The 13,988-nt window shown below is 66.6% G+C and carries 14 protein-coding genes; 4 read left to right on the plus strand and 10 right to left on the minus strand.

Going from position 1 to position 13,988, the window contains the following annotated elements:
• Positions 1-128: 128 nt before the first annotated feature.
• The 3 genes from parE to pgi are packed head-to-tail and all read right to left on the minus strand — an operon-like array spanning position 129 to position 4,345.
• Positions 129-2,009 (minus strand): DNA topoisomerase IV subunit B, encoded by a 1,881-nt coding sequence (parE, locus tag BLP96_RS15275; protein ID WP_089687842.1) that lies wholly within the window; start codon positions 2,007-2,009, stop codon positions 129-131.
• Positions 2,006-2,641, minus strand: coding sequence for a YqiA/YcfP family alpha/beta fold hydrolase (locus BLP96_RS15280; RefSeq protein WP_089687845.1), 636 nt, complete (start codon positions 2,639-2,641; stop codon positions 2,006-2,008). The genes parE and BLP96_RS15280 overlap by 4 nt, the downstream gene beginning before the upstream one ends.
• A gap of 39 nt (positions 2,642-2,680) precedes the next feature.
• Positions 2,681-4,345: a glucose-6-phosphate isomerase gene (gene pgi / locus BLP96_RS15285; RefSeq protein WP_089687848.1), complete on the minus strand. Its 1,665-nt coding sequence runs from the start codon at positions 4,343-4,345 to the stop codon at positions 2,681-2,683.
• 82 nt (positions 4,346-4,427) lie between these two features.
• Between pgi and cmoA the strand changes: the two genes are divergently transcribed.
• On the plus strand, positions 4,428-5,195 hold the full coding sequence (cmoA, locus tag BLP96_RS15290) for a carboxy-S-adenosyl-L-methionine synthase CmoA (RefSeq protein WP_089687851.1): 768 nt from the start codon (positions 4,428-4,430) through the stop codon (positions 5,193-5,195).
• Positions 5,192-6,190, plus strand: a complete 999-nt coding sequence (cmoB, locus tag BLP96_RS15295; protein ID WP_089687854.1) for a tRNA 5-methoxyuridine(34)/uridine 5-oxyacetic acid(34) synthase CmoB — start codon at positions 5,192-5,194, stop codon at positions 6,188-6,190. Before cmoA ends, cmoB begins: the two co-directional genes overlap by 4 nt.
• Before the next feature lie 6 nt (positions 6,191-6,196).
• On the opposite strand, the gene BLP96_RS15300 is transcribed toward cmoB, so the two are convergent.
• Positions 6,197-6,871, minus strand: a complete 675-nt coding sequence (locus BLP96_RS15300; protein ID WP_089687857.1) for a zinc metallopeptidase — start codon at positions 6,869-6,871, stop codon at positions 6,197-6,199.
• A 140-nt stretch (positions 6,872-7,011) separates the two neighbouring features.
• Between BLP96_RS15300 and hemP the strand changes: the two genes are divergently transcribed.
• A complete protein-coding gene (hemP, locus tag BLP96_RS15305) occupies positions 7,012-7,194 on the plus strand; it encodes a hemin uptake protein HemP (RefSeq protein WP_089687860.1) in 183 nt (60 codons plus the stop codon).
• Positions 7,195-7,245: 51 nt separating this feature from the next.
• On the plus strand, positions 7,246-8,298 hold the full coding sequence (locus BLP96_RS15310; RefSeq protein ID WP_089687863.1) for a ChuX/HutX family heme-like substrate-binding protein: 1,053 nt from the start codon (positions 7,246-7,248) through the stop codon (positions 8,296-8,298).
• Positions 8,299-8,443: 145 nt separating this feature from the next.
• Here BLP96_RS15310 and cysN read toward each other — a convergent pair whose 3' ends face one another.
• The 6 genes from cysN to BLP96_RS15340 form a co-directional block, all read right to left on the minus strand.
• Positions 8,444-9,871 carry a sulfate adenylyltransferase subunit CysN gene (gene cysN / locus BLP96_RS15315; protein WP_089687866.1) on the minus strand — a complete coding sequence of 476 codons (1,428 nt, stop codon included), beginning with the start codon at positions 9,869-9,871 and terminating at the stop codon, positions 8,444-8,446.
• Positions 9,872-10,236: 365 nt separating this feature from the next.
• On the minus strand, positions 10,237-11,226 hold the full coding sequence (cysD, locus tag BLP96_RS15320) for a sulfate adenylyltransferase subunit CysD (protein ID WP_089687869.1): 990 nt from the start codon (positions 11,224-11,226) through the stop codon (positions 10,237-10,239).
• Between the two features lie 170 nt (positions 11,227-11,396).
• Positions 11,397-12,131 carry a phosphodiesterase gene (locus tag BLP96_RS15325; protein ID WP_089687872.1) on the minus strand — a complete coding sequence of 245 codons (735 nt, stop codon included), beginning with the start codon at positions 12,129-12,131 and terminating at the stop codon, positions 11,397-11,399.
• A 44-nt stretch (positions 12,132-12,175) separates the two neighbouring features.
• On the minus strand, positions 12,176-12,622 hold the full coding sequence (locus BLP96_RS15330) for a DUF1249 domain-containing protein (protein ID WP_089687876.1): 447 nt from the start codon (positions 12,620-12,622) through the stop codon (positions 12,176-12,178).
• A 1-nt stretch (position 12,623) separates the two neighbouring features.
• The gene (locus tag BLP96_RS15335; protein WP_089687879.1) at positions 12,624-13,262 is read right to left on the minus strand and encodes an NUDIX domain-containing protein; all 639 of its coding nucleotides are present in this window, start codon (positions 13,260-13,262) and stop codon (positions 12,624-12,626) included.
• 81 nt (positions 13,263-13,343) lie between these two features.
• Positions 13,344-13,985, minus strand: coding sequence for a tetratricopeptide repeat protein (locus tag BLP96_RS15340; protein ID WP_089687882.1), 642 nt, complete (start codon positions 13,983-13,985; stop codon positions 13,344-13,346).
• Between the last annotated feature and the right edge of the window lie 3 nt (positions 13,986-13,988).

A 13,988-nucleotide genomic window follows, 5' to 3' on the forward strand; every position in this document is an offset into this window, starting at 1 on the left:
CATTGAGGACTGCGCCCCCTTCAACTGCTGTGATGAGCTGTAAGCTTTAAGCCGTAAGCTGTAAGAAAAACCTGTGCTCATGGGGTTACTTACAGCTTAAAGCTTACGGCTTACAGCTCCCCGAAGGGCTAGACTTCGATATCCGCGAGGTTGCCGTAGTCCTCCAGCCAGCTCTTGCGATCCGCGGCACGCTTCTTGGCCAGCAGCATGTCCATCATCTCCATGGTGCCGTCGCCGACCTCGCGGGTGAGCTGCACCAGGCGGCGGGTGTCGGCGGCCATGGTGGTCTCGCGCAGCTGCAGCGGGCTCATCTCGCCCAGGCCCTTGAAACGCTGGACGTTGGGCGTGCCGCGCTTGCCCTCGAGGCGACGCAGGATCGCCGCCTTCTCGCTCTCGTCCAGTGCATAATGCACCTCCTTGCCCAGGTCGATGCGGTAGAGCGGCGGCATGGCGACGAAGACGTGACCGGCATCCACCAGCGCCGGGAAGTGGCGCACGAAGAGCGCGCACAGCAGGGTAGCGATATGCAGGCCGTCGGAGTCGGCGTCGGCGAGAATGCAGATCTTGTGATAGCGCAGCTTGGAGAGATCGCCGCTGCCCGGGTCCATGCCGATGGCCACGGCGATGTCGTGCACCTCCTGGGAGCCGTAGATGTCGTGGGACTCCACCTCCCAGGTATTGAGTATCTTGCCGCGCAGCGGCAGGATCGCCTGGGTCTCGCGGTGGCGCGCCTGCTTGGCGCTGCCGCCGGCGCTGTCGCCCTCCACCAGGAACAGTTCGCTGGCCGCCGGATCCTGGCCCGAGCAGTCGGCGAGCTTGCCGGGCAGCGCCGGGCCCGAGGTGACCTTCTTGCGCGCCACCTTCTTGGCGCTCTTCTGGCGGCGCTGGGCGGCGCTGATGACCAGTTCGGCCAGCGCCTCGGCCTGATCGACGTGGTGGTTCAACCACAACGAAAAGGCATCCTTCACCACCCCGGAGACGAAGGCCGCCACGGTGCGCGACGAGAGCCGCTCCTTGGTCTGGCCGGCGAACTGCGGGTCGAGCATCTTCACCGAGAGCACGTAACTGACGCGCTCCCAGAGATCGTCTGCCGTGAGCTTGACGCCACGCGGCAGCAGGCTGCGGTACTCGCAGAACTCGCGCAGCGCCTCGAGCAGGCCCGAGCGCAGGCCGTTGACGTGGGTCCCGCCCTGAGGCGTGGGAATCAGGTTGACGTAGCTCTCGAGCAGCGGCTCGCCACCCTCGGGCAGCCATTGGATCGCCCAGTCCACGCCATGCTCGTCGTCGGCGAAGTGGCCCACCAGCGGCGAAGCCGGCAGCACCTCGAAACCGTCGGTGGCCTGAGCCAGGTAATCGCGCAAGCCGTCGGCGTATTGCCAGACGCTCTCGGTGCCGTCGGCCTCCACCAGAACCACCTTGAGGCCCGGGCAGAGCACCGCCTTGGCGCGCAGTAGGTGCTTGAGCCGGCCCATGGAGAGCTTGGGGCTGTCGAAGTAGCCGAGGTCGGGCCAGAAGCGCACCAGGGTGCCGGTGGCTCGCTTGGGCGCGCTGCCCACCACGCCGAGCTCGGCGACCTTCTCGCCGTGCTCGAAGGCCATGGCGTGGCGGCTACCGTCGCGCACCACCTCCACCTCCAGGCGGCTCGACAGCGCATTGACCACCGACACGCCGACGCCGTGCAGGCCGCCCGAAAAACGGTAGCTGGACTGGGAAAACTTGCCGCCGGCATGCAGCCGGGTGAGGATCAGCTCGATGCCCGATACGCCATGCTCGGGGTGGATGTCGATGGGCATGCCGCGACCGTCGTCGGCCACCTCGATGCCGCCATCCTCACGCAGCCGCACGGTGATCTTTCCCGCATGGCCGGCCAGCGCCTCGTCGACGCTGTTGTCGATCACCTCCTGGGCCAGGTGGTTCGGACGGCTGGTGTCGGTGTACATGCCCGGGCGCTTGCGCACCGGCTCGAGGCCGGAGAGAACCTCGATCGAGCTGGCACTGTATTGCGTCATGCGTCGTCTTCCTGATGGGTGATGCATCCGGCGGCCAGACCGTGGCCGCCGTGGGCGAGGATCGCCGGCAGGTAGGCCGCCAAGGCGGAGAAACCGTGATCGCCTCCGGGGTGTATCGCGCAGCGTGCCCCGCGATAGCAGGCGAAGGCCGCAGCCGGATCCAGCGTTTCGTCGGCGGTGCCCAGCAGCAGCAGATAGCGTCGCGGTTCCACCCGTGACGGCGTCAATGCCTGAAGCTCGTCGCGGTGGGTCTCGGTGACCGTGAAACGCTCGCCGGTATACTCGTTGACGAATGCCTGGCCGAGCCACTCCGCCACCAGTCCGGCCGGCTGCACCGCCGGATTGATCAACGCCGCCGGCAGGTCGTGGCGCTCGGCCAGGCAGGTGGCCAGAAAACCGCCCATGGAGCTGCCGACCAGCAACGGTGAAGGCCCCAGCTCGGCGAGCTGCGCTTCGGCCAGTGCGAGCGCCGCCCGCGGCCGATGCGGCAGCTGCGGCGTCGTGCACGGCAGCGCCAACTCGGCACAGGCGGCACGCACCAACGCCGCCTTGGGAGAACCATGGCCGCTGTTGAAGCCGTGAAGATAGAGCACGCCGGTGGCCCGCTTTGCCTGCAACGGCGCACTCAGCATACCCAACACCCTGTATGCATTGCCAGCTCGCTCTGCCATTCATTCATCGCCATCGGCCTCCGCTCGCCACACCGCCTCGACCAGAGCACGGGTAGAAGCATCCATCGCTTCGTGCCCGGCATGACTCGCCAGGATGCGCTCGGTCTCGCCGGCGATCTGCTTGCCGAGCTCGACGCCCCACTGGTCGAAGGGATTGGTGTTCCAGATCGTCGCCTGCACGAAGACCTTGTGTTCGTAGAGCGCGATCAGCGCGCCGAGCGTACCCGGGGTGAGGCGGTCGAGCAGCAAGGTGGTGGAGGGCTGGTTGCCACGGTAGCGCTTGTGGCCGGGGCGCGGACCTTCCTCGTCGATGGCCTCGTCGCCGAGCATCAGCAGGCGCGACTGGGCGAAGCAGTTGGCCAGCGTCAGGCGATGCTGCGACTTGAGATGTTCGCGGGTGGCCTCGTCGGCGACGTCATCGTAGCGGCGCAACGGGGCGATGAAATCGCATACCACCGGCTGGGTGCCCTGGTGCAGCAGCTGATAGAAGGCGTGCTGGGCATTGGGCCCGAGCTGGCCCCACAGCACCGGGCAGGTGGAGTAGTTCACCTGGCGCCCGCCGTGAGTCGCCGACTTGCCGTTGGATTCCATCTCCAACTGCTCGAGGTAGGCGGCGAAATACTCCAGGCGCCCGTCATAGGGCAGGATCGAGTGAGCGCGAATGTCGAGGAAGTTGACGTTCCAGATCCCCGCCAACGCCAGCAGAACCGGCAGGTTGTCGGCCAGCGGCGCCGTGGCGAAGTGCTCGTCCATGGCATGGGCTCCGGCGAGCAGCGCCCGGAAGTTCGTCATGCCCACCACCAGGGCGATGGGCAACCCGATGGCCCCCCACAGCGAGTAGCGCCCGCCGACCCACTCCCAGAATTCGAGCTGGTTGGCCGGCGCGATGCCCCACTCGGCCATCTTCTCGGGGCTGGCCGAGACGCCGATGAAATGCTGTCGCATCACCAGGTCGCCGTCCACTCCCTCCTGGCGTTCGAGTCGCGCCATCAGCCAGTCGCGAGCCGTACGTGCGTTGGAGAGCGTATCGATGGTGGTGAACGACTTCGAAGAGAGCACGAAGAGCGTCGTCTCGGGGTTGAAGCGGCTCAAGTAATCGACGAGTTGGGAGCCGTCCATGGTCGAGGCGAAGTGCACGTCGACGCGATGCACGTCCGCGAGCCGGTAGTCGGCCAGGGCGTGAGTGACCATCAGCGGCCCCAGATCGGAGCCGCCGACCCCGAGGTTGACCACGTCGCGGATGGGGCGCCCGGTGGCGCCGCGCCACTGACCGGCATGAAAGCGCGACACCATGGCGTCCATGCGCGAGAGCGTCGCCTGAACTGCAGGTACCAGATCCTCGCCGTCCACCTCCAGGCTGGCATCGACCGGCAAGCGCAGCGCGGTATGCAGCGCCGGGCGATTCTCGCTGACATTGACCCGCTCGCCGGCCAGCAGGGCACGAATCGCCTCCGGCACGCCCGCCCGTTCGGCGAGCGCCAGCAGGCGAGACAGCGTCTCTTCCGTCCAGCGCTGCTTCGAGAGATCGAGCGTCAGCCCCGCGGCACGGCGCGTGAAGCGCTCGCCGCGGCGCGGCGCCTCGGCAAACAGTTCGCGCAGGTGGCACCGGCCCATCGTCTCGCCGTGAGCCTCGAGCTCACGCCAGGCGGCGCTCTGGTCGATCATTCGCTCCTCCTCGAAACCGGCGGATGCAGCGGCAAGGCGGCACGCGTAGAATGGCGCCCGTTCCCGCTTTCGTGGCTCGATCATGAGTGATGCATCTTACCGTGACGCCATCTATTCGACACCCCTCGACCGGACGGCGCGCTTTTCCTTCGACGAACGCGTGGTGGCCTGCTTTCCCGACATGATCCGCCGCTCGGTACCCGGCTACGGGCAGATACTCGGCATGCTCGGTCTGATCGCACGCCGTCATCTGCGCCACGGCGCCCACGTCTACGACCTGGGTTGCTCGCTGGGAGCCGGCGGCCTGGCGCTGGCCGGCAGCCTCGCTCCCGACGCCTTTCGCTATACCGGCGTCGATCTCTCCCCGGCCATGGTCGCGCGCGCCCGGGAAATACTGGCCACCGAGTGCCCCGAATACGCCATGGAGATCGTCGAGGGCGATATTCGCCGCCTCGACTATCGCCCCGCGGGGATGATCCTGCTCAACTTCACCCTGCAGTTCCTCGAGCCCTCGGAGCGCGACGCCGTGCTCGTCGCGCTCTACGAGGCACTGGAGCCCGGGGGCGTACTGGTGCTTTCCGAGAAGATCGTCGACCCCGACGAAGCCGACAACGCCTGGCGAGTGGAGCGTTACCACGACTTCAAGCGCGCCAACGGCTACAGCGAGCTGGAGATCAGCCAGAAGCGCACGGCCCTGGAGAACGTGCTGGTGCCCGACACCCTCGACACGCATCACGCACGGCTGGCCCGCAGCGGTTTCACCCGCTCGCTGACCTGGTTCCAGTATCTCAATTTCGCCTCGCTGGTCGCCTTCAAGGAGCCCGGCATCGCGCGAGCGGAGGCCGAATGAGTCGACGCAGTCCGTTTCCGCACCGCTCGCTCTACCACGCCTTCGTCGACCAGGGCCTCGACCGCTGGCTGGCACGGCTCCCCGAGCAGCTCGCCGCCGGGCTCGACCGCCAACGCTACGGCGACCTGCCCGCCTGGGAAAAGGCCGTGGCCAAGCTGCCCCCCCTGCCCGCCGCCCGCCGGGTGAATCTCGACGCCGATACCGTCTCGGTCGCGTGCGAACTCACCGACGGCCGGCGCCGCCAGTGCGAGAACCTGCTCAAAAAACTCATGCCCTGGCGCAAGGGGCCCTACTCGCTTGCCGGCATTCACATCGATACCGAATGGCGCTCCGACTGGAAGTGGCAGCGCGTCGCGCCGCACCTGGCACCGCTGGCCGGCCGCCGCGTGCTCGACGTGGGCGGCGGCAACGGTTACCACGCCTGGCGCATGGCGGGTCAAGGCGCCGCCTTCGTACTGGTGATCGATCCCTCGCCGCGCTTCTTCTACCAGTTCCAGGCGCTGCGCCACTTCGTCGGCGACGCCGACGATGGGCGCACGCACTTCCTGCCGGTGGGCATCGAGGATGTGCCGGAACGGCTCGCCTTTTTCGACACGGTCTTCTCCATGGGCGTGCTCTACCACCGCCCCTCGCCACTGGAGCACCTCACGCAGCTCAAGGAAGCGCTGCAACCCGGTGGCGAACTCGTGCTGGAAACCCTGGTCGTGGCGGGCGACGAAACGACCGTGCTGCTGCCCGGCAGCCGCTACGCCGCCATGCCCAACGTCTACTTCCTGCCCTCCTCCGCTGCGCTGTGCCGCTGGCTCGAGCGCTGCGGTTTCGACAACGTGCGGGTGATCGACGAGGCAGCGACCACCACCGAGGAACAGCGCGCCACCGAGTGGATGACCTTCCAGTCGCTGGCCGACTTCCTCGACCCGGGCGACCCGACGAAGACCCGTGAAGGCTACCCCGCGCCGCGCCGTGCCGTGGTGATGGCCAATCGGCCGCGGTGAGATCGCCTAGCGCCGAAGGATCACCAGCCACCGCCCCAGGTTGAGGATGCTGGAAAGGGAAGCCGCGACGTAGGTGAAGGCGCAAGCCGTGAGCACGTGCCGCGCGCCGGGCATGTCGTAGGGCGGCACGTACTCCTTGAGCAGCGGCAGAGCGCGCTGAAAGCTGGCATCGAACTCCACCGGCAGGGTCACCAGGTGCACCAGCGCTGCGGTACCGAAGCTGATCACCGCCGCGACCACCACCAGGGCGAGCCCGCCCGGCAGGCGGGTGATGATGAACAGGAAGGGAGCGGCCATCATCAGCAGCGCGCCGATCTTCTCCGCACGCTGGGCCACCGCTACCAGGCGCGAGCGGGCGAGCAGCGGCGCATAGCCCTGATGATGCTGAATGGCGTGGCCCACCTCGTGGGCGGCCACGGTCACGGCAGTGAGCGAACGCCCGTCGTGGACCTCCGGCGAAAGGCGCACCCGGCGCGCCTCGGGATCGTAATGGTCGCCCTTGTCGCTACGCTCCACCTCGACCCCCTCGATGCCGAGGCGGCGCAGCAGATGGTCGGCCAGCTCCGCACCGGTGCCCGGATAGTCGTTGCGCCCACGAGCGTGGCGCTTGAGCACCCACTTCGCCCAGGCATTGGGCAGCAGGAACACGGCCAGCAGCAGGGCAACGCCCAAGACGATCATCGCAAGGCTCCTCGAACCGGGATTGTTTGCTTCGACAGCTTACCGCAATCGGCGCTCCCGGCGCTTGACCCTCATCACGAATTGAACAATAATTATTCTCGTTAAACCCGAACACCCTCTGACCCCAGGCAGGCCTCACCATGCCATCGTCACGACTCGACGCCTCTGCGCACGACACACCGCAACGCCGCCCGACGCTGCCCGAGCGGCGCATCGACAGTCGCGAGCTACTCGGCATACAAGGTCAATTGATCATCGAACACCAAGGCAAGACCTATCAGCTGCGCGAAACCCGCAACGGCAAGCTGATCCTCACTTCCTGAAGCCGGCCGCATCCCGATCCTGCGGCCTGCAACGGTAACCAGGAGATTACCATGAGCGATGCCACCCGCATTCCTGCCATCCTCGACGCCCTGGATGCCGCCCGTCGGGCCTCGCAGCGCCTTCCGGCTTTCGACATCGCCCAACGCCTGGAGATCAGCGAAGGCGAACTACAGGCCGCCCGCATCGGCCGCGACGTGATCAGCCTGGCACTGACGCCGAAGGCGCTGGCACGTCAGCTGCACGCTCTGGGCCACGTCAAGGCATTGACCCGCTCCGGCGGTGCAGTGCTCGAGCAGCACGGCCGCTACCCGAGCGCCGATGCCGCCGACCCCGGTCTGCTGCACGCCCCCGACGGACTCGACCTGCGCCTGCACCTGCAGCAGTGGCATTGGGCCTGTGCGATCCGCGACGTGCTGCCCAACGCACGAGGCGAGCCGATCACGCGCTACAGCGTGCAAGTCTTCGACCGCCATGGCCGTGCCGTACACAAGCTGTTCTGCCGGGAGTCCTCGCCCAATGCCGCCTGGCAAGCGCTGATGGCAAGGGCGAACGGCCGTTCGCCGGCCTTCACCCAGCTCGCCCCGCGCGGCCCGCGCGCACTGCCGCCAGCACCCGGCCTGACCAGGGAGTGGGCCCGCCTGCGCGACGTGCACCAGTTCTCCACCCTGCTGCGCCGCCATCGTCTGGAGCGCCACGAGGCCAACGCTCTCGTGGAAGGGCATTTTACCCGGCGCCTGGCCGTCGACAGCGTGGCCCAAGCACTGACGCAAGCCTCGTGCAGCGACGTACCGCTGATGCTCTTCGTGGCCAGCCCGGGATGCGTGCAGATACGCACCGGCAGGCTGCCCACGCCACAGCGCCGGTGCGGCTGGCTCGCCCTGTACGGCAACGACTTCACCCTGCAGCTCGACGAGACCGCCATCCATGCAGTGTGGGCGGTACACAAACCCAACCGCGACGGCGGCGTGACCAGCCTGGAAGCCTTCGGCGCCGACGGCGAACTGCTGCTGCAGATCCATGCCGAACGCCGGGAAGGGTGCCGCGAGCGCAATGCCTGGCGCCATCTGCTGGCCGGCCTCTCCAACCAGGAGGTCGCGGCATGACGCCAGCTCTGCACGACCAGCCATCGGCGCTGCGCCTGGTGACAGCGCGTATGGCTGCCGTTCTGCAATCGGCCACCGAGGCCGCCCAGTACGCAACGACCCCGGGACAGGCCCGGGGTCGCGATGCGTCGGGAATGGCCCGCGGCTACTTGGCGAGCAGCTCGCGCACGTCCTTCGCCTCCCAGTGCGGAAAGTACTTTCGCACCAGGGCATTGAGCTCGATCTCGAAGCCGACCCAGTCGATCTCGCCGCTGGCAGCGGCCTCGCCCGATACGACGTCGCGTACCATGCCGGCACCCACCGTGACGTTGGTCAGCCTGTCGATGACGATGAAGCTGCCGGTACCGGGGCTGCGCGAATAGCGATCCAGCGGCACCTCGGCGGTGAGCTCGACCCGGCAGCGGGCGATGGCGTTGAGTGTCAGCGCATCGACATCGTGACGCTCGAGGGTGTTGACGTCCACCTGATGGAGGATCTTGCTCACCCGCCCCGAGACGGCCCGGCCGGCCAGGCGAAAATCGACCTGGCGGCCCGGCTCGAGAGGCTCGTCATGCATCCACACGATGTCGGCCTCGAAGGCACTGGCCAGCGCCACCTCGTCGTCCGCGGCGACCAGCCAGTCGCCACGGGAAACGTCGATCTCGTCGTCGAGGGTCACGGTGATCGCCTGGCCCGGAAAGGCCGCTTCGAGATCGCCGTCGTAAGTCACGATGCGCTCGACATGGCTGATCTTGCCGGAGGGCAGCACCTTGATCGCCTGCCCCGGGCGCAGCACGCCCGCCTCCAGGGTGCCGGCGTAGCCGCGAAAGTCGAGGTTGGGCCGGTTGACGTACTGCACCGGCAGGCGCAAGTCGGAAAGGTTCTGGTCGCGCACCACCTCGACGGTCTCGAGCTGGGCGAGCAGCGGCGCTTCCTCGTACCAGGGCATGGCGGCGCTCGGTTCGACCACGTTGTCGCCCTCGAGCGCCGAGATCGGCACGAAGCGGATGTCACGCGCCGAGAGCTGCTCGGCGAAGGCGCGGTAGTCGGCGACGATCTCCTCGAAACGCGCCCGGGAGTAGTCCACCAGGTCCATCTTGTTGACCGCCACCACCAGGTGCTGGATGCCCAGCAGGTCGCAGATGAAGCTGTGCCGCCGGGTCTGGGTCTGCACGCCGTAGCGCGCGTCGATCAGGATGATCGCCAGGCTCGCCGTGGAGGCGCCGGTGGCCATGTTGCGGGTGTACTGTTCGTGGCCGGGCGTGTCGGCGATGATGAACTTGCGCTTGTCGGTGGAGAAGAAGCGGTAGGCCACGTCGATGGTGATGCCCTGCTCGCGCTCCGACTGCAACCCATCCACCAGCAGTGCCAGGTCCACCGCATCGCCGGTGGTACCGCTGGTCTTCGACGCCTGGGTGATCGCCGCCAACTGGTCGTCGAAGATCATCTTGGAATCGTGCAGCAACCGCCCGATCAGCGTCGACTTGCCGTCGTCGACGCTACCGCAGGTGATGAAGCGCAGCAGGTCCTTGTTCTCGTGTTCGTGCAGGTACTGCTCGATATTATCGGCAATCAAGCTGGATTGGTGTGACATGGCCAGAGTTCCTAGCTGTAAGCTGTAAGCCATAAGCTGTAAGTCACCCAACAGCCTCGACCTCCAGCTATAGATTCATTCGTCGTCCAAAGTGATGAGCAACCCAGGAAGCATCGGGGAAATATCGCGACTTTCCTGTACCCCCGCCGACCCTGCTGCTCACCGATGTAGCCGATACCCATGCCGATATAGACTTGAGTCCGCAATTCTGAACATGAGCCTCTGACAACCAGCAGAAATGGCTCTTGTCCTTTTTCATGCGTCTGGACATGCCCTCGGCAAGGTTCCTCCCGGTACTGCACGCTTGCCGCTCTTTCTTACAGCTTAAAGCTTACAGCTTACGGCTACCTGAGGCGCTTCGCGCCTCAGAAGTACCCCTCGCGTTTCTTCTTCTCCATCGATCCCGCCTGGTCGTGATCGATGGCGCGGCCGCTGCGTTCCGAGGTGCGGGTCAGCAGCATCTCCTGGATGATCTCGGGCAGCGTGGCGGCCTTCGACTCCACCGCGCCGGTGAGCGGGTAGCAGCCCAGGGTGCGGAAGCGTACCCAGCGCTGCTCGGGCACTTCGCCGGGCTCCAGCGGCATGCGCTCGTCGTCCACCATCACCAGCATGCCGTCGCGCTCCACCACCGGTCGCGGGGCGGCGTAGTAGAGCGGCACGATGGGAATCGATTCGAGGTAGATGTACTGCCAGATGTCGAGCTCGGTCCAGTTGGAGAGCGGGAAGGCGCGTATCGACTCGCCCTTCTTGACCCGCGCGTTGTAGAGGTTCCACAGCTCGGGGCGCTGGTTCTTGGGGTCCCAGCGATGGTGCTTGTCGCGGAACGAGAACACCCGCTCCTTGGCCCGGCTGGCTTCCTCGTCGCGTCGCGCTCCACCGAAGGCCGCATCGAAGCCGTACTGATCCAAAGCCTGCTTCAGCGCCTGGGTCTTCATCACGTCGGTATAAGCGCTCGAGCCATGGTCGAACGGGTTGACGCCCGCCTCGACGCCCTCCTGGTTGATGTGCTCGATCAGTTCCATGCCGCATTCCGCTGCCATGCGGTCGCGAAACTCGATCATCTCGCGAAACTTCCAGGTGGTGTTGATGTGCATCAGCGGAAACGGCGGCGGCCCGGGATAGAAGGCCTTGCGCGCCAGATGCAGCATCACCGAAGAATCCTTGCCGATGGAGTAGAGCATCACCGGATTGGCAAACTCGGCGGCCACCTCGCGGATGATGTGGATCGACTCGGCCTCGAGCTGCTGCAGATGGGTCATCCGCCGCGGGCTGATGGCGCTGGATTCGGCACTGGCCGTCCGAGCGGCCGTTTCACGAGTCGCGGCGTGTCGCGCAGGAGCGTGGAGACTGGTCATCGGCCCGTGTACCTCGCATGGCAGAAAGGAGAATCTGCGCACAGGGTACGCTGGAGCGGTAATAACATGAAAGAATGATTGCCTATCTTTTTAGGCGACAATCGAATAAAAATCGAAAGAAGCGACCGCCGTCGGTCGCGAGCGACGAGCCTGGCCATCACCGACCTTGACTACAGGTCGACGCGCTCCACCCAGGTCAGCCACTCATCGCCGCGCAAGTCGACGACGCGGTAGCCGGGGCGCGAAGCCTCGTCGATGGCGAACTCCGCCGAACCGGCGAGAAACTGATCCGTGGTGGAGGGGCAGCCGTAGACCGCCACCCGCCCCTCGCCACAGCGCCGCTGGCTGGCGAAGGCCTGGTGGATGTGGCCGCACAGTATCATCCGGACCTGGGGATGGGCAGCGAGGGTCTGCCACAGCGCCTCGCGATCCATGAGGCCGATGGCATCCAGCCACTGCGAACCAACGGCCAGCGGCGGATGGTGCATGGCGATCAGCGTCGGCCGGTCGTCCGCCGCCAGGCGCTCGTCCAGTCTCGCGAGCTGAACCTCGCCCAATTCTCCGTAGGGCTGGCCACGCACGCGGGTATCCAGCAGGAGCGCACGCCAAGCGCCCAGATCGATTTCCGGCGGACTCTCGTGCACCGCCGCCATCGGCTCGGGATCGTCGTGATTGCCGGCCAGCCACGTCCAGGGGCAGGCCAGCTGCGACAGGACACCCTCGGCCAGCCGGTAGGACGCCGCCGTCTCGTCCTGGCTGACATCGCCGGTGACCACGACGACATCGGGGCGCTCGAGAGCGACGGCTTCTACCACGCGCTCCAGTTGACGCAACGGAAAGCCCGCCCGGGAAGGGGCATCGGGATCGGCATGCAGGTGGCAATCGGTGATCTGGACCAGACGCATCGGGGCAACATCTCGTCAGGACGACTCATCCATGGGAAGGACGGTCAGGGTAGCTGGGGCAGGTCGGCGACATGGCCGTGAGCCAGGCCATGAGCCAGCCACTCGCCGAGAAAACGATTGAGCTGCAGCTTCTCGTCGGGCTGGTGCATGCGCACGTTGGGGTATCGGTAGCGGCCATGGAAATGGCGCTCGCGCTGAAAATCGGTGACCTCTGCCATGCGCACGTCATGATAGAGATGCACGCGCATGCACGGCGGCTCGATCAGGGCATCCATGATGCCGCGCTGAGTGACCCACACGATGGTCGTGTAGGGTGCCTGCTCCTGAACCGACAGACGCAGCATGCCGAAGCGACCGTGATCGCCGACGAGATCGAACTCCCGCGCCTCGCCGGCCGGCATATCGCCCAGCAGGCGCATCAGGCGCAGATAGTTGGCGCTGCATTCGCCCTGCAAGCCCTTAAGGTCGGTGACGTACGCACTTCTTGCCAAACTACCTCCTTGCTCTCAGGGATGCTCGCTGTCCGGCCAGCCAGTGGAAGGCGATCAGAGACATGGCATTGTCGAGTCGTCCTGCGTCGAGGAGTTCCCAAGCCTCGGCATACCCTAGCACATGCACGCGGATATCCTCGTGCTCCTCGTCGAGCCCATGCACGCCTCCCAGGCCGCGGCTGTCGACCAGAGCGCAGAACAGCGTCACTCGCTCGTTGCAGGCGCCGGGGCTGGGATAGTAAGTGTGCAGCTCGATCAGCTCGCCCACCGCACAGTCTGCCTCTTCGCGCGCCTCGCGGCGAGCGACGTCGGCGGGGTTCTCTCCCGGCTTCACCAGACCGGCCACCACTTCCAGCTTCCACGGCGAGGCGGGGTCGTCCAGCGCACCGGCACGAATCTGCTCGACCAGTACCACCGCATCGCGATCCACGTCGTAGAGCAGAACGCCCACGGCGTCGTGGCGGCGATGCACTTCGCGCACCACCTCTTCGCTCCAGCCGCCGTCGAACAAGCGATGGCGCAGGCGGACTTCCTCCAGGCCGAAAAAGCCCCGGTGCAGGCAACGCCGCTCCAACAGCTCCACATCGGTCGACGTGAAGCGAGCCACCGTCAGGTCCGGGGCGTCTCGCGAGTCGTTCATGGCGATCTCCGAGTCACGAAAAATGAAACCATTATCGTGACCGCGGCTCTCCCTGCCAACCGGCGACGCCGCCTGCCGGGCTCACAACCGCGACAGCAGCTCCCGCGCCCGCTCGCGCAGCGCCGCATCGGAGCCTTCACGGCCCTCGCGTACCTCGCCGGCCACGGCCCGCTCGGCCCGCTCGGCGTGCTCGCGGGCCGCTTCGCTACGCCCCTCCTCTGCCAGGAAGGCCGCGTAGTAGTAGTTGACGTCGATTCCCTCGGGGCGAATCGCCAGCGCTTTCTCGAACATCGCCTCGGCCGTCTCCTCGTCGCCGAAGCCCAACGGCCAGCCCGGCGCTCGGTCGTAGAGCGCACCCAGCGTCACGTAGGCCGAGCCGTCGTTGCCGTCCGCGTCCAACTCCACGGCCTCTTCCAGCGCCGCTCGCGCCTTCTTGGCGCTGTCCAGCGCGCCCAGACCGCTGCGCTCGCGGGCGTGGGACGCCTCGATGATGCCGTACCACACCCGCGGCTCGGCAGCCTGCGGATGCGCATCGACCAGCGCCGCCGCCTCTTCGGCCAGCCGCTCGAACGCCTCCCGGCGCTCGTCTTCGGGTCGCTCGGTGGTGATGCGTTCCCAGCGCCGCTCGAGGTCAGCGACCTCGCTCTCCCAGGCGACGGCAACGGTTGCCGTCAGCGATAGCAGGCCAGCGACGGCAGCGATCCATACAGGGTGTCGAATCATGCT

It is taken from the genome of Billgrantia gudaonensis (assembly GCF_900100195.1).
In the GTDB taxonomy this organism is placed as follows: Bacteria; Pseudomonadota; Gammaproteobacteria; order Pseudomonadales; family Halomonadaceae; genus Halomonas; species Halomonas gudaonensis.

Excerpts from the sequence above, each read along its gene's own strand:
- cmoA (WP_089687851.1), top strand. The coding sequence starts at position 4,428 with ATGAGTGATGCATCTTACCGTGACGCCATCTATTCGACACCCCTCGAC.
- cysN (WP_089687866.1), bottom strand. The coding sequence starts at position 9,871 with ATGTCACACCAATCCAGCTTGATTGCCGATAATATCGAGCAGTACCTG.
- BLP96_RS15335 (WP_089687879.1), bottom strand. The coding sequence starts at position 13,262 with ATGAACGACTCGCGAGACGCCCCGGACCTGACGGTGGCTCGCTTCACG.
- hemP (WP_089687860.1), top strand. The coding sequence starts at position 7,012 with ATGCCATCGTCACGACTCGACGCCTCTGCGCACGACACACCGCAACGC.
- BLP96_RS15280 (WP_089687845.1), bottom strand. The coding sequence starts at position 2,641 with ATGCTGAGTGCGCCGTTGCAGGCAAAGCGGGCCACCGGCGTGCTCTAT.
- pgi (WP_089687848.1), bottom strand. The coding sequence starts at position 4,345 with ATGATCGACCAGAGCGCCGCCTGGCGTGAGCTCGAGGCTCACGGCGAG.
- BLP96_RS15300 (WP_089687857.1), bottom strand. The coding sequence starts at position 6,871 with ATGATCGTCTTGGGCGTTGCCCTGCTGCTGGCCGTGTTCCTGCTGCCC.
- cysD (WP_089687869.1), bottom strand. The coding sequence starts at position 11,226 with ATGACCAGTCTCCACGCTCCTGCGCGACACGCCGCGACTCGTGAAACG.
- BLP96_RS15310 (WP_089687863.1), top strand. The coding sequence starts at position 7,246 with ATGAGCGATGCCACCCGCATTCCTGCCATCCTCGACGCCCTGGATGCC.
- cmoB (WP_089687854.1), top strand. The coding sequence starts at position 5,192 with ATGAGTCGACGCAGTCCGTTTCCGCACCGCTCGCTCTACCACGCCTTC.
- BLP96_RS15340 (WP_089687882.1), bottom strand. The coding sequence starts at position 13,985 with ATGATTCGACACCCTGTATGGATCGCTGCCGTCGCTGGCCTGCTATCG.
- BLP96_RS15325 (WP_089687872.1), bottom strand. The coding sequence starts at position 12,131 with ATGCGTCTGGTCCAGATCACCGATTGCCACCTGCATGCCGATCCCGAT.
- parE (WP_089687842.1), bottom strand. The coding sequence starts at position 2,009 with ATGACGCAATACAGTGCCAGCTCGATCGAGGTTCTCTCCGGCCTCGAG.